This is a genomic window from Rhodococcus sp. T2V, from assembly GCF_029269925.1.
In the GTDB taxonomy this organism is placed as follows: Bacteria; Actinomycetota; Actinomycetes; order Mycobacteriales; family Mycobacteriaceae; genus Rhodococcus_F; species Rhodococcus_F koreensis.
In genome coordinates, this window is the sequence record NZ_JARJBD010000065.1 from 15,971 (window position 1) to 33,420 (window position 17,450).

The 17,450-nt window shown below is 65.7% G+C and carries 18 protein-coding genes; 2 read left to right on the plus strand and 16 right to left on the minus strand.

Annotated elements, in window-relative coordinates; all coding sequences use genetic code 11:
• Positions 1-13: 13 nt before the first annotated feature.
• From P3H15_RS37145 to P3H15_RS37215, 16 genes are all read right to left on the minus strand, one after another.
• Entirely contained in the window at positions 14-802 is a 789-nt protein-coding gene (locus P3H15_RS37145) for an SDR family NAD(P)-dependent oxidoreductase (RefSeq protein WP_276141823.1), read from the minus strand.
• Between the two features lie 29 nt (positions 803-831).
• Complete coding sequence (locus P3H15_RS37150; protein ID WP_276141824.1) at positions 832-1,857, minus strand: ABC transporter permease; 1,026 nt, start codon at positions 1,855-1,857, stop codon at positions 832-834.
• Positions 1,854-2,870 (minus strand): ABC transporter permease, encoded by a 1,017-nt coding sequence (locus tag P3H15_RS37155; protein ID WP_276141825.1) that lies wholly within the window; start codon positions 2,868-2,870, stop codon positions 1,854-1,856. Before P3H15_RS37155 ends, P3H15_RS37150 begins: the two co-directional genes overlap by 4 nt.
• Entirely contained in the window at positions 2,863-4,428 is a 1,566-nt protein-coding gene (locus P3H15_RS37160) for a sugar ABC transporter ATP-binding protein (RefSeq protein ID WP_276141826.1), read from the minus strand. Before P3H15_RS37160 ends, P3H15_RS37155 begins: the two co-directional genes overlap by 8 nt.
• A 50-nt stretch (positions 4,429-4,478) precedes the next feature.
• Positions 4,479-5,489, minus strand: a complete 1,011-nt coding sequence (locus P3H15_RS37165) for a substrate-binding domain-containing protein (RefSeq protein WP_276141827.1) — start codon at positions 5,487-5,489, stop codon at positions 4,479-4,481.
• A 333-nt stretch (positions 5,490-5,822) separates the two neighbouring features.
• Positions 5,823-6,185, minus strand: coding sequence for an SDR family NAD(P)-dependent oxidoreductase (locus tag P3H15_RS55860; RefSeq protein ID WP_369426217.1), 363 nt, complete (start codon positions 6,183-6,185; stop codon positions 5,823-5,825).
• A 225-nt stretch (positions 6,186-6,410) separates the two neighbouring features.
• On the minus strand, positions 6,411-7,211 hold the full coding sequence (locus tag P3H15_RS37170) for an SDR family NAD(P)-dependent oxidoreductase (protein WP_276141828.1): 801 nt from the start codon (positions 7,209-7,211) through the stop codon (positions 6,411-6,413).
• 25 nt (positions 7,212-7,236) lie between these two features.
• Positions 7,237-8,259: a sugar ABC transporter substrate-binding protein gene (locus P3H15_RS37175; RefSeq protein ID WP_276141829.1), complete on the minus strand. Its 1,023-nt coding sequence runs from the start codon at positions 8,257-8,259 to the stop codon at positions 7,237-7,239.
• Entirely contained in the window at positions 8,256-9,269 is a 1,014-nt protein-coding gene (locus P3H15_RS37180; protein ID WP_276141830.1) for an ABC transporter permease, read from the minus strand. The genes P3H15_RS37175 and P3H15_RS37180 overlap by 4 nt, the downstream gene beginning before the upstream one ends.
• Positions 9,266-10,264, minus strand: coding sequence for an ABC transporter permease (locus P3H15_RS37185; RefSeq protein WP_276141831.1), 999 nt, complete (start codon positions 10,262-10,264; stop codon positions 9,266-9,268). The genes P3H15_RS37180 and P3H15_RS37185 overlap by 4 nt, the downstream gene beginning before the upstream one ends.
• Complete coding sequence (locus tag P3H15_RS37190) at positions 10,257-11,810, minus strand: sugar ABC transporter ATP-binding protein (protein ID WP_276141832.1); 1,554 nt, start codon at positions 11,808-11,810, stop codon at positions 10,257-10,259. Before P3H15_RS37190 ends, P3H15_RS37185 begins: the two co-directional genes overlap by 8 nt.
• 106 nt (positions 11,811-11,916) lie before the next feature.
• Positions 11,917-12,699: an SDR family NAD(P)-dependent oxidoreductase gene (locus P3H15_RS37195; protein WP_276141833.1), complete on the minus strand. Its 783-nt coding sequence runs from the start codon at positions 12,697-12,699 to the stop codon at positions 11,917-11,919.
• A gap of 76 nt (positions 12,700-12,775) precedes the next feature.
• A complete protein-coding gene (locus P3H15_RS37200) occupies positions 12,776-13,162 on the minus strand; it encodes a nuclear transport factor 2 family protein (protein ID WP_276141834.1) in 387 nt (128 codons plus the stop codon).
• A 49-nt stretch (positions 13,163-13,211) separates the two neighbouring features.
• The gene (locus P3H15_RS37205; protein WP_276141835.1) at positions 13,212-13,358 is read right to left on the minus strand and encodes a hypothetical protein; all 147 of its coding nucleotides are present in this window, start codon (positions 13,356-13,358) and stop codon (positions 13,212-13,214) included.
• Positions 13,355-14,080 (minus strand): SDR family NAD(P)-dependent oxidoreductase, encoded by a 726-nt coding sequence (locus P3H15_RS37210; RefSeq protein WP_276141836.1) that lies wholly within the window; start codon positions 14,078-14,080, stop codon positions 13,355-13,357. Before P3H15_RS37210 ends, P3H15_RS37205 begins: the two co-directional genes overlap by 4 nt.
• Before the next feature lie 47 nt (positions 14,081-14,127).
• Positions 14,128-14,979 (minus strand): sugar phosphate isomerase/epimerase, encoded by an 852-nt coding sequence (locus tag P3H15_RS37215; RefSeq protein ID WP_276141837.1) that lies wholly within the window; start codon positions 14,977-14,979, stop codon positions 14,128-14,130.
• Positions 14,980-15,218: 239 nt separating this feature from the next.
• Here P3H15_RS37215 and P3H15_RS37220 point away from each other — a divergent pair, with 239 nt between their 5' ends.
• Together P3H15_RS37220 and P3H15_RS37225 are read left to right on the plus strand one after the other, a co-directional pair.
• Positions 15,219-15,887: a cupin domain-containing protein gene (locus P3H15_RS37220; RefSeq protein WP_346348819.1), complete on the plus strand. Its 669-nt coding sequence runs from the start codon at positions 15,219-15,221 to the stop codon at positions 15,885-15,887.
• 169 nt (positions 15,888-16,056) lie between these two features.
• The gene (locus tag P3H15_RS37225; RefSeq protein ID WP_276141839.1) at positions 16,057-17,262 is read left to right on the plus strand and encodes an MFS transporter; all 1,206 of its coding nucleotides are present in this window, start codon (positions 16,057-16,059) and stop codon (positions 17,260-17,262) included.
• Positions 17,263-17,450 lie beyond the last annotated feature (188 nt).

Genomic DNA, 17,450 nt, shown 5'->3' on the forward strand with positions numbered 1-17,450 from the left:
GAAAGTTCGCCGCTCACCGGAAGTGGACGCCGCCGTTGACATCGAGTGCGGTACCGGTGATGTAGGAGGCGCGATCCGAGGACAGGAACGCGACGGCGTCGGCGATGGTGCTCGGTGGCCCCGCATAGCCGAGTGGAATCTTCGCCCATTCGATCGATTTCATCTCGTCGAAGGCGATTCCGCGCTGGTCGGCTTCGACCTGCAGTGCATCGGTGTGCATCGAGGTTGCGATGTTCCCCGGGCACACCGAGTTCGCGCGGATGCCGCGGCCGGCGAGTTCGGAGGCGACCGATTGCATGAAGACGATGACGGCGGCCTTGGACGCGCAGTACGCGGTGAAGTACGGGCTGCCGAGTTGGCCCGACCAGGAGGCGATGGCGGTCAGCGATCCGCCGTCGTGGGCGGGGATCATCGGAACGAGCGCGCGGGTCAGCAGGAACACCCCGCGGACGTTCACATCGATGACCCGGTCGAACTCTTTGAGTGGAAGTTCCTCGACGGGATACGCCTGCTGCAGAACTCCGGCCACGAGCGCCACCGCGTGCACTTTGTCGGTCCATCCCCCGATGGTCTCGGCGGCGGCGGCGACCGATGACTCGTCGGCGACGTCGCATCGCACCCCGAGTATGTCCGTGTCGGGGAATTCGTTGCGGACGACGCGCTCCGCCTCGGCGACCGCTTCATCGGAATAGTCCAGCAGGGCGAGTCGGTAGCCCTCGGCGGCGAGTCGCACGCTCGTGGCCGCGCCGATTCCGCCGCCGGCGCCGGTGATGACGGCGACTCGGTTCTGCAGGGGGTCCATGTTCTGTTCCTCTCGAGGTGGGGGGTAGTTCAGGCGGCGCCGCGGACGGCGTCTTTGCGGAGCCCGCCGACCACCAGTGCAACGATGAGAATCGCTCCGGTGACGATGCTCTGCCAGTACGACTGGACCTGAAGTAGGTTCAGAGCGTTGCTGATCAGGGTGATGAGCAACGCTGCAGTGAAGGTGCCGAGGATGGTTCCGCGGCCGCCGCGGAGTGCGGTGCCTCCGACGACGGAGATGGCGATGGCGTTGAGCTCCATGCCCTGCGCCATCGTCCCGTTCGCCGACGACAGCAGGGCGGACAGTCCGGCCGCTGCCACACCGGTGAGGAGCCCGGCAACGGCGAAGGCAATGATCTTGACGCGGTCGACGCGGACACCGGCGAGACGTGCAGCGGTCTCGTTGGAGCCGACGGTGCGCAGCTTCCGACCGAAGTAGGTTCGGTTGACCAGGGCATAGACGGCCACACAGCACAGGAGGAAGACGAGGAAGACGACTGGGATCCCCGCGATTCGGCTGATGCCGAGTTCCTGGTAGTGCACCGAGGAAATCCCGACCACATTCCCGCTGGTGATGATGAATGCCGATGCGAGATAGACGTTGTACATCCCGAACGTGGCAATGAACGGCGGGATGCGGATCTTGGTGACGATGACTCCGTTGATCGCGCCGAGAGCTGCGCCGACGCCGAGCGCGACGAGCACAGCGATCCCGATCGTCGTTGCCGGCAGCACCTTTGCCGTGACGACCGCAGCCACACCGATGATGCCGGCCACCGACAGGTCGAACTGGCCACCGATGATGAGAAGGGTCATTCCGCATGCGACCAGACCCGCGAACGACGCTTGGGTGAGGATGTTCTGGGCGTTACCGGTGGTCGCGAAATTCGGGACGAAGAACACGGACAGGATGATCGCGGCGAGCAGTGTTCCCTGCAGGTAGTAGGTGCTTGCGAGGCGCTTGAGCAGTTGACCGGATGTGCGGGGGTCGGTGGCGTGCTCACCGTGCGTGCGTGCGATCACCGCGTCATCGGCGGAGGCGGTCCTGGTACTCATCGAGCCTCCAAGGCGTGCTTTTCGGCCAGGTAGCGATGTCCGCTGTCGAACGCGAGCGCGGCGATCAGCAGCACCCCTGTGGCCAGGTATTGGTAGTAGGACGGGACGTTGAGAAGGTTGAGGGCGGACGAGATGACGGCGAGCAGCAGACTGGCGATCATCGTGCCGACGAGGTTGCCGGCGCCACCGGCCAGACTGGTTCCGCCGAGCACGACCACCGCGATCACTTGGAGCTCGAATCCGATGCCCAGGCTTCCGGTGGCAGAGCCGAGCTGGCCACACAGCAGGACGCCGGCGAGAGCCGCGGCGACACCGGACAGCACGAAGACGACGAAGGTGACGCGTTGAACGCGAATTCCGCTGTCGGCGGCGGCTTCCGGGCTGCCACCGACTGCGCACACGTGTCGACCGAACGGTGTCCGGTGGAGCAGGACGTATGCGGCGAGGAGCACCGCGACGGCGAACAGAAACGGAGTCGGGATGAACAGGATCCGAGAGGTGGCGAGCGCCTCGAGGGCGGCGTTGTCTGCGCTGATCGTTCCCCCGTCCGCCAACAGGAGCGCGGCGCCACGGATGATGCCCATCGTGCCGAGGGTGGCAACGAAGGCCGGTACGCGAAGGTATCCGACCAGGACGCCGTTGACTGCGCCGACGATCGCCCCGACGATGATCCCCCCGACGACTCCGCCGGCGACTCCGGCACTCGTGAGACCGGTCGCGACGACGCAGGTGACGAGTCCCTGGATCGAACCCACCGAGAGATCGAGTCCGCGCAGCGCGATGACCAACGTCATTCCGGCTCCGGCGATGGCCACGATCGAGGCGTTGACAAAGACGCCGGAGACCGTTGTCGCGGTCGCGAATCGCGGGACGAACATCATGCAGGCGATCAGGATCACCAGGAACGGCAGGAACACCGTGTAATCCTCGAGGAGGCGGGCCCACCCTCGGGCGAGCGCCGGCTTGGCGGACCTCTGCCCGGTTGGCGAGGAAACATCGACTACGTTAGACATGGGACTCACTCCCGGTACTCACGGGGCGGACGGAACGGGCGTCGCCGCCAGGTCCGGTGACGTTGCCGAGCGACGCGCCGAGGATTGCTTCTTCGTTGACGTCGCTGCCGGCCAGTTCTGCGGCGATGCGTCCGGTGCGGAAGACGAGGCAGCGGTCGGCGACGGTGGACAGTTCGGGGGCGTCGCTGGAGCTGACGAGGACTGCGACACCTTGCTGGGTCAGCGATCGGATGAGTTCGTAGATCTCGAGTTTCGCGCCGACGTCCACGCCGCGGGTTGGCTCGTTGAGCAGCAGCAGACTGCATTCGGACAGCGCGGCGCGACCGAACAGAACCTTCTGCTGATTGCCTCCGCTGAGATTGCCGATCAGCTGACCGGCCCGATCTACGCGGATGCGTAGCTCTGATTTGAGTCGTTCGTAGGTCTTCATCTCCGTCCGGTGCATCGGCAGCCACCGGTTGATGCCGGTCTTGCCGCGTTGCGAGAGCACCAAGTTCTCGAGAACGCTGAGGTGGGGAAGAATCCCTTCGCGCTTGCGGTCCTCACTGAGCATGAACACCCCGGCCGCGATGGCGTCCGCGGGCGAGCGCAACAGCTGCGTGGCCCCGTCGATTGCGATGGAACCCTTGGCCGGCAGCATTCCGAAGAGGCTTTGCATGAATTCGGTTCGGCCCGAGCCGAGCAGGCCGGCCAATCCGACGACTTCGCCTGCCCGGACCTCGAGCGTGATGGGCGTCCGTACCCGGGGGCAGGTGACCTCGGTGAGGGACAGGCGCACCGGAGTGTCGTTGGGGACCGCCGACGGAGTGGATTGGTCCTCGAACTTTTGCAACCTGCGTCCGAGCATGTGGGTGACCAGCTCGTCCTCGCCGGTGGTCGCGGTGACCAGATCGGCGACATTGCGGCCGTCGCGGAAGACCACGATCCGATCCGACACTGCGAAGATCTCGTCGAGGTGGTGCGAGACGTACAGAATCGCCTTGCCACGTTCTCGCAGCCGCTCGACCAACCTGAGCAGCCGCGAGACCTCGTCGCCGTGCAGTGCAGCGGTTGGTTCGTCCATCACCAGCACGTCGAACTCGCGCGAGAGCGCCTTGCTTATCTCGACCATCTGCTGATCCGCCACGCTCAGTCGTGCGACGCGCTGATCAGGGTCGAGGTCGAGTTCGAGCTCTCCCATGAGGGCGGTGGCTCGGCGGCGCATGTCCCGGTAGCTGATCAGCGCGCCGCTGGTGGGTTCGTGGCCGAGGAAAATGTTCTCGGCCACGGTCAGTTGGGGCACCAGGCGGAACTCCTGGCTGATGACGCTGATACCCGCGGCTTGGGAGTCACCTGGAGTGCGGAAGTCGACGCGGGAGCCATCGACGAGGAGCTCTCCCGACGCAGGGCGTTCGACACCGGCGATGATGCGGATGAGGGTGCTCTTGCCGGCCCCGTTCTCTCCGATGAGGGCGGTCACCTCCCCTCGCCGCATGGTGAAGTCCACGTGCTCGAGAGCCTGCACTCCGGGGTAGACCTGCGAGATCCTTCGGGTCTGCAGTATGGGCTGCGCTGTCATGGTCGAACCTTTCGTGCGTGCGCCCGGCACGGTCGACACGAAGTCCTCGCTCACTGCTGCTCCGATGTGAGCTTCTCGCGATACGCGTCGAGGTTGTCGGCGTCGACGATCTCGACAGGGAATCGCAGTGTGCGCGTGGCCGGGTCCGTGTAGGCCGGGTTCTGGCCGTTGAGCAGCTCGAGCGCGGTCTTCACCGCCAACTTGCCCTGGCCGTACGGGTCCTGCGCCACGGTCGCTGATTCTTCGCCGCCGGCGATCATCGGCAGCTCGACGGGATCACCGTTGAAGCCGACAACCTTGACCTGGCCTTCTCGGCCCGCGGACTTGATTGCGCGAACGGCGCCTTGGACGTTGTTGCTGTTGACGGCGTAAATGCCGGCGAGGTCGGGATTCGCATTGAGCATGTCCTGGGCTGCTTTGAAGGCGCCGTCGACGGTCTGTCCGGTCAACTTGGACACGACGTCGAAATTCGGGTCGCCATCGAGGGCTGCTTCGAACGAGTCGATCCGTTCCTCGCCGACAACGACTCCCGGAGCGAGACCGATCACGCCGATCTTCTGCTCGCCCGACCTGTCCTTGAACGCGGACCTGAAGTAGTCCGCGGCTTGACGTCCGCCGTCGGCATTGTCGGACAGGATGTACGCGTCGTAGTCTCCCTCGACGCCGACGTCGCCGACGACCACAGGAATCTTCGCCTGATGCGCGGCCGAGATTGTCGCCGGGAGCGCGCTGGGCTGAATGGGTGAGACGACCAGGGCCGAGATGCCCTGGTTGATCAGATCCGCACTGCCCGAAACTTGCAGCTGCGGTGAACTCTTCGAATCGGCAATGAGCACCTCGATCCCCTCCTGAGCGGCCCCGGCCTTCACGCCGGCGGCATACGCCTGGAAGTACGGCTCCGTCAGATCGAACACCGAGTATCCGATCGTGACCGGGTCCTTGGCCTGAAACTCGATCCTCTCGGCCGACCCGGAACCCGCGGTGTCGGCGCCGCTGGCACATCCAGCGAGCAGCAGCGATGCGGCAACCAGGACCGCCGGAACGGCAGACTTCAGTTTCACTTCAGATTCCTCCTCGACTTGGGCAAGCACTGCCGGAGGCGTCGATCAGCCTTCACGGTTTCAGCCTCAAGAAAGTTTGTGGTGCAGATCATGGCAGCACTTCACTGTGACTGTCAACACGTTCGAGGCGAAAGTGCGCGCGGAGTGCACGGGGCGCTGCGTGCGCGCGACTTCCACAGTTCCGTGACAGATGAGATCGGAATATTCACGTATGTAAGCACATTCGCTTCTTCATCTGATCGGACACGGTCGATCACGAGGTGATAGCAGTGCCACCGACCAGAGAGTTTCCCGCTGCGGCACAGCCCAGAGGAATACACTTTCACTTAACATTCATGGCCGGGGACGCGATCCGTCACGCTGGGATCTGCCGATTTGTGCGTTGTGTCCCTGGAGGCCAGCTGGCGGGACACCTCCGGCGGCGATCAGTGTCTGTCCGGTGATGGCGGACGAGTTCGGCGATGCGAGGGAGGCGACGGTGTCGGCAACTTCCTGCGGCAATATGAGGCGTCGCATGGGAACCTGGGCCACCCACTCGTCGAAGACGGAGGGGTTCTCGGTCGTCAGCGAACGTAGCAGGGGTGTGTCGACACGACCGGGCGCCACCGCGTTCATCGTGATCCCGTGCTCTGCCCATTCGGCCGCGAGTACCCGCGTCAGCTGCGATACCGGGCTTGCATAGTTCCTGCGCGAGATCTCGGGGCATGAACAGCGGAGATGTCACCACCGATTGCTGGTAAAACGCTGACGAGCAGTGCCGCCCGTGTGCGTGGGCCATTCGATGCCCATGGCACATCCCACCCGCCCCGCAGCGGGGCGAACCTTCGCGCGGAACCGCTGACCAGGCCATCCGTCGACTTGGGGATTCGGCCTCTTCAGCGTCGTTGGGTCCCTCGGTGGGGCGATGATGGTGGTGGTCGGTCAGGTGATGGCGCGGAAGGATCCGCCGTCGACGCCGTACACCGAGGCGGTGACGTACGAGGCGAGGTCGGAGGCGAGGAAGACCACCACGTTGGCCACTTCCTCCGGAGTTCCGATGCGCTGCAATGGAAGTCCGCGGTGCTTCATCTCCACGTCGATGGAGTCGTCGCGGTGCACACCGTGTACGGCGGCGAAGGTGTCGGCGAGCCCGCCCTCCATCAGCCACATCGGCGAGAGGATGGGGCCGGGTGCGACGGCGTTGACGCGCACGATCGGCCCCTCGCTGATGGCGAGTGAGCTGGTGAACGACAGAATGGCGGCCTTGGAGGCGGCGTAGTCCGGGCCGGCGGCGATCGGCTGGCGGCCCAGGTCCGAGGCGTTGTTGACGATGACACCGCGTCCGGCGGCCCGCATGATCGGCAGCACGTGGGTGGCGGCGCGGACCTGGCTGAGGAAGTTCAGTTCGAGGGTGGAGACCCAGTCGGTGTCGGTGAGACTGTCGAAGGTTCCCAGGCTGCCGGCGCCGACGTTGTTGAACAACACGTCCACCCGGCCGTCGTAGTGGGCGAGGACCTCGTCGAGGCCGCCGGTCACCCCGGCCTCGGTGCTCAGATCGGCGACGGCGCAGTGCACCTCGGTGACCTGCTCGAGTTCCTTGGTGAGGATGTCGAGGCCGTGCCGGTCGCGGTCGATCAGGGCGAGGCGGGCGTTCTCCGCGGCGAAGGCGCGTGCGGACGCGGCTCCGATTCCGGAGCCGGCGCCGGTGATGACGACGACCTTGCCCTCCAGTGCAGTGTCCATCGTGATTCCTCTCGGGTATGGGGTGTCAGTTGGTGACAGATTCGGAGTATCCCGCGGGCAGGCAGCCGTTGGGGGTGAACTCGTCGAGGTTGTCCTTGGTGACCACCGGCAGCGGCATGTAGCTGACCGGCGGCACGTCCTTGCCGGCCAGTACGTCCATCATGGTGGTCAGGGCGTGGGTGGAGTCCCAGCACGGTGACTGGAACAACGTGGTCGACATGGATCCGTCCTCGAGCAGGGTCCGGGCGACCGGGGCGTAGTTGTGTCCGAGGAGTTTGACCTGTCCGGCCATCCCCGAGGCGTCGAGGGCCTGTGCGGCGCCGGAGGCCATGATGTCGTCGGGGGTGACGAGGGCATCGATCTGGTTGCCGAATCGGCTGATCAGTGCGCTCGCCGCGGTTTGCGCCTGGTTCTTGTCGAAGTTTCCCGGCTGGGAGCCGAGGAGCGTGATGTCGGGGTGGTTGGCCATCTCGCGTTCGAGACCGATCTGACGGTTGATCGCGGCCGCGTTGCCGGGAGTGCCGCCGATGTAGACGTAGGTTCCTTTGCCGCCAAGCAGCTTCGCGAGTTCCTTGCCCTGCAGTTCGCCGATCCGTTGGTCGTTCGGTCCGGTGAACGCGTGGTACAGGCTGGTGTCGAGGTTCTCGGGGGGCTGGGAGTTGCTGATGTCGACCGGGATCCCGGCGCGTTGGGCCTGGACGAGCATCGGTTGTTCGGCGCCGTAGAGCGCGGGCCAGATGACGATGCCGTCGACCTTCTTGGCGATCGCGATCTTCATCTGCGACGCCTGCACCGAGGCGTCGTAGTTCGAGTTCATCACGAACGCGTTGACGTGGTGTTCTTCGGCTGCCTTCCGCAGGGACGAGACGTAGTTGCGCCCGTATTCGTGGTTGCGGTCCATCGGGACGAGGAAGGCGATCGTGGGCCAGTCCGCGTTGTCGGTCGCCGCGCCGGGGGCACCGCATCCGGTGCCGGCCAGCACGGTGGCCGCGCAAACGGTGATCGCGAGTGCGGCTCGGCGGAACAGAGAACTCGTGTGCGCCATCATCGTGCCTTTCCTGCTGCGACGGCTGTGGGGTCCGAGGATGCGCCCGTGCGGGGACCGAGCAGCGACGGCAGGCGCAGGGCCCGCACCCCCTCCTTGGTCAAGACGATCGCGGCGAACAGGATCGCGCCGATGGCGATGCTCTCGACGCTCGAGTCCAACCCGCTCATCTGCAGGCCGATGCTGATGCCGCCGAGCGCGATCGCCCCGATGACGGCGCCGATCACGCTGGCGCGTCCGCCGGACAGGCTGGCGCCACCGACGACGGCGGCCGCGATCGCCAGCAGCATCACCGTCGAGCCCAGGGTGGGTGAGGCGGCGACGAGGTTGAGGGTGTCGACGACACCGGCGAGGCCGGAGACGCCGCTGCAGATGGTGAAAGCGAGGATCTTGCGGGCGTCGATCGAGATGCCGCCCGACGCCGCGGCTTCGGCGTTGCCGCCGATGATGTAGAGCTCACGGCCGGTACGCATCTTGGTCATGAAGAACCACAGGGCGGCGGTCGCGGCGACGGCGATGACGATGTCCGGGGTGATCTGCCCGATCAGCGGGACGCTGAATTCCAGGGCCCGGGTGGAGTCCTGCAGTGGCACCGGGGCGCCGTCGGTGATCGCCAGTGCAAGACCTTGCAGTGTGATCAGCATGCCGAGGGTGGTGATGAAGGAGTTGATACCGACCTTGACGACCAGGACACCGTTGATCAGTCCCACCACCGCACCGGCGATCAGCGCGAGCGGAATCGAGACGGCAAGGTTGCCGGAGACCTGGGCGGCGACGGCGGCGGTGACGGCCATGGTCGATCCGACGCTGAGGTCGATCTCGCCGAGGACCAGAACCGGGACCAGTGCGATCGCCACGAGCCATACGTCGACGATGCGGGACAGGGCGATTCCGTAGGAGCCGAGGGCGGTCGGCTGGACCGCCAGCAGCACCACGACGACCAGGGCCAGCAGGATTACCGCCCGGAATGCGGTCCAGCTCTTGAACTGGGTCAGAAGAGTGTGGCCGTTCACCGGAGACCTCCACGTCGGCGCAGGACGGCATCCGCCGCGAGAGTCGCGACGATGATGAATCCCTGCACGAACTGTTGCCATTGGAATGGCAACCCGACCAGGGACAGCACACTGAGCAGCACTTGGACGAACGCGACACCGAGGACGGTGCCCAGGATCGAGCCGCGGCCGCCGAAGAGGCTGGTACCACCGATGACGACGGCGGCGAGGGCGTTGAAGTCGTAGCCGGCCGACATCGTCGAGACGGCACTCGAGCTGTAGCCGGCCAGCGCCATGCCCGCCGCGGCGGCCCCGAGCGAGGAGACGGCGAACGTCAGGGTGAGGGTGCGGGTGGTGTTCAGGCCGGCGATCCGGGCGGCACTGCGGTTGGTGCCGGTTGCCCGCAGCGAGTATCCGAAGCTGGTGGAGGAGAGCAGATTGTGGGCCAGGACGGCCACGACGGCGAAGATCAGGAACACCACGGGAACGCCGACGACGGAGGCGTTGCCGATCCACGACAGCAGCGAGGTGTTCCCGGAGTACTGGGCGCCGCCGGTGAGGTAGTTGAGCACGCCCATCCCGGCGGTGGCGGTGGCCAGGGTGACGATGACTCCGTTGCCGCGCATCAGTCCGGCGCCGATACCGTTGACGACCGCGAACACCAGGCACGCCAGGATCGCGGCCGGTGCCGCCACGGCGATGCCGTGCGGGCTCAACGCGATCACGACGATGGCGGCGAGGGCGATCTGCGGCACCACGGACAGGTCGATGATCAGGCCCGAGACGACCACGAACGTCATCCCGAGTGCGACGAATCCGAGGAACGCGCTGTTCCGCAGCAGCGTGCCGAGGTTCTGTGCGGACCAGAAACCATCGAGCCCGACGGCCGCGAACAGCAGTAGCACGATCAGCGCCCCGGTGACGACGATGACGGTGGGGTTCTCGTCGAATTTTCGCCGGAGGGGCGGCACGTACGGTGCGACCCGCCCCGCCGGCGCGATCTGGGTGTCAGACATGTGCGGCTTCCTTGCGTTGGTGCGTGGTGTCGTGATGGGTGCCGAGCCGGACGATGGCCTGTTGGTCGGCCTCGGCGGCGGACAGTTCGCCGGTGATCGTGCCGTCGCGTAGGACCGCGATCCGGTCCGACAACGACAGCAGTTCCTCGAGGTCGGAGGAGACGACGATGACGGCGGTGCCCTGCGTGGTCAGGTTGCGGACCAGTTCGTGGATTTCGGCCTTGGCTCCGACGTCGACGCCGGCAGTCGGCTCGTCCAGGACGAACAGTCGCGGATTGGTGGGCAGCCACCGGCCGAAGGCCACCTTCTGCTGGTTGCCGCCGCTGAGCAGTTTCACGGTGGCGGAGGTGTTGGCAGGGCGCAGGTTGACCTCGCCGGCGAGGCCGGTGGCCATTTTCTTCAGTGCCTTGGTGCGGATCTGCCCGAACCTACTCAGCGCGTTAAGCGAGGGCAGCGCCAGGTTTTCGCGCACCGAGCGGGCCAGCAGCACCCCTTCGGTACGGCGGTCTTCCGGGACGAAGGCGACGCCGGACCGGACCGCGGAGCGGTAGGAACCGATGGTGCGGCGCTTGCCGTCGTAGCTGAGGGTGACCGATCCGCGGGAGCGGGATTCGAGGCCGAGGATGGCCCGGACCAGTTCGCTGCGGCCCGAGCCCATCAGACCACCGAGACCGAGAACCTCGCCCGCACGAACGTGCAGGCTGGTGCCGAATACTCCTGGTGCCCACAGGTTGTCGACGGACAGGACGACCTCACCGAATGAGTCCGCCTTCTCTTCCCGCTCGTGCTGTTCCTGGTCGAGCAGCTTCTGCCCGACCATGCTTTCCACCAGTCGATCCGAGGTGGTCTCGGCGAGGTCGAGGTGTTCGACCAGGCGGCCGTCGCGGAGCACGGTGGCGCGGCTGCACAGCTCGAAGATCTCCCGCAGCCGGTGCGAGATGTACACGATGGTCACGCCCTGATCGCGAAGAGACTTCAGCAGGTCGAGCAGCTGGTCGGTTTCCTGAGGTGTCAGGGAGGCGGTGGGCTCGTCGAGGATGAGGATCTGCGGGTCCAGGCGCAACGCCTTGGCGATCTCGACGAACTGCTGCAGGGTCGCCGGCAGCTGACCGACGAGGGTGTCGGGGTCGATGTTCACGCCGAGCCGCGCGCACAGTGCGGCGGCGATCGAGCGCATGGCTGCGCGATCGACGAGCCCGCGTTTGGTGGGAGTGGTTCCAACGCAGATGTTCTCGGCGACGGTCAGGTCCGGGCACAGGCTCAGTTCCTGATGGACCAGCGCGATGCCGGCGGCTTTGGCCGCTACGGTTCCCCCGGACAGCGGTTGCCCGGAGACGAGCACCCGACCCTCGTTGGGGAGGTAGAGGCCGGCAAGCACCTTCATCAGCGTGGACTTGCCGGCGCCGTTCGCGCCGACGATGGCGTGGCAGGTACCGGCATCGATGCGGATGCTCACGTCCTCGAGCGCGTGCACACCGCCGAAATGCTTGCTGACCCCGGTCGCCTCGATGGCAGCGGGTGACGGGACGGAGATCTGAGAGGTCACGGGGGTCTCCTGATACAGGCTGGGGAAACGTGGTATTGCGGGCGAGGGGAAGGCGGTGGTAGCCGACCGGTTACCACCGCGGCGTCTGCGTCGAAGGGGCCGAGGTCTAGAAGAAGACCTGCTCGCCGCCGGTGAGGTTGAGAGCGGAGCCGGTGGTGAACGAGGCGTCGTCGGAGGCGAGCCAGGCGACCATCCGGCCCATGTCCTCGAGTGTGCCGAAACGTCCGGTGGGGATCCGGGCGTCGAGGTAGTCCTGCATCTTCTGCTCGAGCGTAATTCCCTCGCTCTGAGCGATTTCCGCGAACGACTTCTCCATCATCTCGGTGTGCATGCAGCCGGGGCAGATGGCGTTGACGGTGATGTTGTAGGGCGCCAGCTCCAGCCCGAGCGCCTGCGTCATCAAGATGACGGCCGCCTTCGACGCGGAGTAGACCCCCTCGTTGGGGCGAGCGAGCTTGCCGAGCTGGGAGGCGGTGTTGATGATCCGCCCTGACTTTTGCTCCTTCATCACCCGGGCGGCCGCACGGGAGCCGTTGAAGACGCCGCCGATGTTGACGTCGATGGTGCGGCGGAAGTCTTCGTCGGTGACGTCGGCGATTTCGCCGTAGGTGTAAATGCCGGCGTTGTTGACCATGATGTCCAGGCGCCCGTGCGTCTCGACGGTGGAACCGACCAACTCCTCCACCGATGCCGCGCTGGAGACGTCGACCTTGGCGGAGCTGCTCTTCGGGCTGCCGGCGGACTGCAGCGCGGCGGCGGTCTCCTCGGCGCTGTGCAGGTCGGCGCAGACGACGATGGCGCCGCGCCGGGCGAGTTCGACGGCGATGCCCTCACCGAGTCCGCGGCTGGCGCCGGTGACGATGGCAATCTTGTTCTCGAGGGTGGACATGGGAAATCCAATCTGGTGTTCGGGTGGGGTGAACTCCTCGGCATGCCGGGTGCACGCAGGAGTCGGGGTGAGGGTGCTATGCGGTGGGCATCGGGGTGGGCTGGTAGGCGAGCAGGCGCCAGCCCTCGTCGGTGTACTTCCACACCGCCAGGCACCGGTTACGCAGCTTCTTCTCGCGCCCGCCGGCGGTGATGCTGGCGTTCATCTCACCGACGACGAGCGCGACGTCGTCGACGATCCGGATGAAGTCGATGGGGTGATCGATCTGGTGGTAGACGTAGTAGCCGGACCGCACCTTGTCGAGGTAGGAGTCGAGGCTGTCCGTGTCGCCGGAGGAGTGCGAGTAGGCCAGATCCGGGTGGCTGAGCTCGGCGAACCGGGCGAGGTCCTGGTCGACGATCGCCCGGTACCGGGCGTTTTCGAGGTCTCGGATGGTGGTCGTCGCGTCGTGGGTAGCTGTCACGTCGGCTCCTGTGCTGTTCAGGGTGAATCAGGGTGGGTGTCGTTTCGGGTCATCGGCGGGTCGGCCGGTCGCCGCGCAGAGCCTGGCCGAGGAGGTGGCGCAGTCCGTCCTCGGCTACCTGGGTCGGGTTCGAGTCGGGGTTGGACAGGACCTCGTCGACGACGGCAGGGAGTTCGGTTTCGCTCAGTTCCCTCACGGTGCGGTGTACCCGCCGTCGACCGGCAGTTCGACACCGGTGACGTAGCTGGCCTCGTCGCTGGCGAGGAACAGTGCGCCATAGGCAATTTCGCGGGGATTGGCGGCACGCTTCATCGGGGTTGCGGCGATCACGTCGGCGGTGATCGCGTCGTCCTGAGAATCGATCATCGGGGTGCTCGCCAGGCCCGGGTGCAGGGAGTTGACCCGGATGCCGTCCGCGACGTACGACAAGGCGGCGTTCTTGCTCATCATCCGCACCGCGGCCTTACTGGCCTGGTAGGCCGAGACCCCGGCGGCGCCGACGATGCCCCAAATCGACGAGACGTTGACGATCGCGCCGGAGTGCTGGGCCTGCATCGTCGGCAGGACCGAGCGCATGCCGTAGAAGACCCCGGTCTGGTTCACCGCGATGATGTTGTGCCAGTCGTTCAGGTCGATCTTGTCGATCGCCTCATAGGAGCCGACGAGGCCGGCGTTGTTGACCAGGATGTCGATACGCCCGTGGGCGGCGATCACCGAGTCGACGAGCCTCTGCCAGCTTTCGAGCTGGGTGACGTCGAGGGAGGTGAAGGTGATGTTCGGATGATCGAACGGCTCCGGCTCGCGCAGGTCGCCGACCACTACAGTCGCGCCTTCCTCGGCGAACAGTTCCGCCGTGGCGCGGCCGATACCGCGGGCTCCGCCGGTGACGATAGCTACCTTCTGATCCAACCGCGCCATTGCAATGTCCCCTTCTTCTTTCAGTGTTGGGTCGTTATCCGGTCAGGTCAGTGCAGGTACTTCATCGTCGCTTCATAGGCGGCGGGAACGGCTTCGCTGATCGGACGCTTGCGGTACTCGGCGGACAGGATCTCCACCCCGTAGATGCCGTCGTAGCCGGTCTTACGGATGGCGTCGACGAAGCCCTGGACGTCGAGTTCGCCCTCACCGGGAAGCCGACGGCCGTTGAAAGTGTCGGCGATGAGGTCACCTTCGAACGTCAACGGGGCGTCGTCGAGTTCGACATCGAAGATGTACTTCGCCGGAATGTCGGCGAGGGTGCCGAAGTCGACGCCGGCGCGCGCGACGTGCCAGATGTCGATCAGCAACCCCCCGGCCGGGTGGTCGGCCTTGGCGATGAACTCGAGTGCCTGCTGCGGGGTCCTCACGTTCACGAACGGCATCGGCTCGAACACCACGGTGGTCCCCGCATTTGCAGCGTCAGTGCAGAGCTTCACGAACTCGGCCGCCATATGGTCCGCATCGAATTCACCACCACTGAAGTCGCCGCCGACCTTGATGTGGCGGGCGCCGAGGGCCTCGGCCGCCCGGAACATGTTCGCGCGAATCTCGTCCGCGGCGACGCGACGCTCGTCGGTGAGGAACCAGTTCTCCAGGAACTCGAGTTCGAGGTGGGCGATGCCGTTGTCGGCGAGCATGGTCTTGACGGTGGGGAACCCATACTGCTGTTCGGCATCGAGAAGATCCAGGTAACCAATGCCCACACCGGTGAATCCGGCCTTCGCGGCAACCTCGATGCGCTCCTGGAAACTGTGCGGACTGCGATCGCTCTCCGCGTTGCCGGCGTCGGCATCACCAGCGGTCGTCCACGTACCAGCGATCAATTCGATCTTGCTCACTATCAAATCTTCCTTCCAGAGAGGGATTGGATGGATTGCGTCCTGCGGCGTAGCGCAGGTCCACGACGATGCCAGACCGACCAACTCCGTAATTCATCCTGGCTTAAATTTGTGACCCCAATCATGCAAGTCGTGTAGTGTGATTGTCAACATCAGGTGATGAACTGCGGTGTTGCACCACCGCCTGAGTTAAGTCAGAGTGGACATCGAGCGTCAGACACACAGAACGGGGCACAGTGGTGGAAGAGGAAATCGGAGTCGCCTTGAAGCGGGCACGCCTGAACAAGAAACTGTCACTGCGCCAGGTCGCCGATCAGCTCGGCATCTCCACCAGCCTGCTCTCGCAGGTGGAGAACGGAAAAACCCAGCCGTCGGTGAAGACGCTTTTCGGTCTCGCGACCGTGCTCGAGGTCTCGCTCGACCAAATCGTGTCCGGTCGCAGCGGTCTCGACATCGAGCTCCCGGCCGACCGTGACGCCACGGCCGGCATCCAGCGCGCCGCGGACAATCCGGTCCTCGAAATGGAGAACGGGGTCACCTGGCAGCGCCTGGCCACCGGAGGTCACACCGAGATCGAACCGCTCTACGTCACCTACGAGGTCGGTGCATCCAGCTCCGTCGACGGCAAACAGATGCGCCACGACGGAGCAGAGTTCGCCTACATCCTCGAAGGCACGCTCCGGCTCCGGCTCGACTTCGACGAACACGACCTGGGCCCCGGCGACTCGTTCTGCTTCGACTCGAGCCGGCCGCATCTGTTCTACAACCCGGGCACGGTCCCCGCCCGCGGCATCTGGTTCGTCTTCGACAGCGCGACCCCCAACGCCGACATCAAATCGCTGCTCGAAGCGATGCGAACCGTCAACGGAAGCAGCCCGGGCCGCACCCACCTGCCCACATTCAGGTAGACCACCTGCTTGTCCCCCACACCCCGGACGATCACATCGGCCGATCGCCACCTGCCGGTCCGCAACCTTCGCCGTCGTCGAGGGCGTCCTGGGGCGACGTGTTGTGCGCACCGCATCCCACGAACGATTCCGACGGTGCGCACACCTGTCGTTGCCGAGAGGAACCTCGATGCCCCGAGCTGATACCGCCGCGGCCACCGAGAGCCGTGCGGCCATGCCGACCTGGCTCGTGCTGCTGATCGCAACCGCCTGCGCGGTAGTGGTCGCCAACCTCTACTATCCCCAACCGCTGATCGGCGAGATCAGTGCATCGCTCGGCCTGCCCGCGCAGTCGGCTGGACTGATCGTCACCCTCACCCAGATCGGTTACGGCGTAGGGCTTCTCCTCGTCGTGCCTCTCGGCGATCTCTGCGAGAACCGCACCCTGGTCACGGTCTTGCTCGCCGCCGAAACGGTGGTGCTCACCGCAGCGGTCCTCGTGAAGGCGCCCATTCCCTTCCTGGTGACGTCCGCACTCATCGGGCTCGCCGCGGTCGCCGTCCAGGTACTGGTTCCCTTCACCTCGCACTATGCACCCGAACACCAGCGTGGCCGGATCATCGGCACGGTCATGGGCGGAGTCACGATTGGGATCATGCTGGCCCGTCCCGCCGCGAGCCTCGTGGCGAGCGTGTGGTCCTGGAGAGCCGTCTACGTCCTGTCCGCAATCCTCGTCGTGACGATCGCCGCCACGATCCGATTCACGATGCCCGCACGACGACCCGAACACACCGCGGGATACGGCGCACTGCTGGCATCCCTACCCCGCCTCGTGCGCGACACCCCCGTACTGCGTCGCCGCGCGCTCTACCACGCCTGCCTGTTCGGGGCGTTCAGCCTCTTCTGGACCGCCGTTCCGCTGCTGCTGACCAGCGACGCGTTCGGGCTGTCCCAGAGCGGAATCGCACTGTTCGCCCTTGCCGGAGCCGCCGGAGCCATCGCATCACCGATCGCCGGAAGAATGGCCGACCGCAACCGCACCCGGCCATGGACGCGGATCGCCATCCACTGCGTCCTGGTTGCACTGCTCGCTGCGGCCCTCGCCCCCACCGGGTCCGCCCTTGGACTCGCGGTCCTGGTCGGTGCGGCAATTCTGCTCGACTTCGGCGTCATGACCAACGTGGTACTCGGACAACGCGCAATCTACAGCCTCGGCCCCCAACTACGAGCCCGCCTCAACGGCCTGTACATGGCAATATTCTTTGCCGGCGGCGGCGTCGGCTCAGCAATCGGCGGATTCGTCTACGCTCACAACGGATGGACGGTCGCCGCACTCACCGGAGCCGCGCTCCCCGTCCTCGCCCTCGGATACTTCCTCACCGAACCACACGCCTGACAACCGACCGAAGAACGTCCGCACGGCCGCCGAGCTGCTCGCACACGCCGGTCCCCGCACATCGGTCTATTTCTGCGGACCGCACGGACTCCTCGCCGACATCCACACCACATTCGACCACATCGCTACCGCCGGAATACATTTCGAAAGGTTCAGCCCCGAACCGGTCGTCGGGCGTCGGCCGTTCG

Excerpts from the sequence above, each read along its gene's own strand:
- P3H15_RS37150 (WP_276141824.1), bottom strand. The coding sequence starts at position 1,857 with ATGAGTACCAGGACCGCCTCCGCCGATGACGCGGTGATCGCACGCACG.
- P3H15_RS37210 (WP_276141836.1), bottom strand. The coding sequence starts at position 14,080 with ATGGCGCGGTTGGATCAGAAGGTAGCTATCGTCACCGGCGGAGCCCGC.
- P3H15_RS37175 (WP_276141829.1), bottom strand. The coding sequence starts at position 8,259 with ATGATGGCGCACACGAGTTCTCTGTTCCGCCGAGCCGCACTCGCGATC.
- P3H15_RS37170 (WP_276141828.1), bottom strand. The coding sequence starts at position 7,211 with ATGGACACTGCACTGGAGGGCAAGGTCGTCGTCATCACCGGCGCCGGC.
- P3H15_RS37155 (WP_276141825.1), bottom strand. The coding sequence starts at position 2,870 with ATGTCTAACGTAGTCGATGTTTCCTCGCCAACCGGGCAGAGGTCCGCC.
- P3H15_RS37185 (WP_276141831.1), bottom strand. The coding sequence starts at position 10,264 with ATGTCTGACACCCAGATCGCGCCGGCGGGGCGGGTCGCACCGTACGTG.
- P3H15_RS37195 (WP_276141833.1), bottom strand. The coding sequence starts at position 12,699 with ATGTCCACCCTCGAGAACAAGATTGCCATCGTCACCGGCGCCAGCCGC.
- P3H15_RS37145 (WP_276141823.1), bottom strand. The coding sequence starts at position 802 with ATGGACCCCCTGCAGAACCGAGTCGCCGTCATCACCGGCGCCGGCGGC.
- P3H15_RS37160 (WP_276141826.1), bottom strand. The coding sequence starts at position 4,428 with ATGACAGCGCAGCCCATACTGCAGACCCGAAGGATCTCGCAGGTCTAC.
- P3H15_RS37225 (WP_276141839.1), top strand. The coding sequence starts at position 16,057 with ATGCCCCGAGCTGATACCGCCGCGGCCACCGAGAGCCGTGCGGCCATG.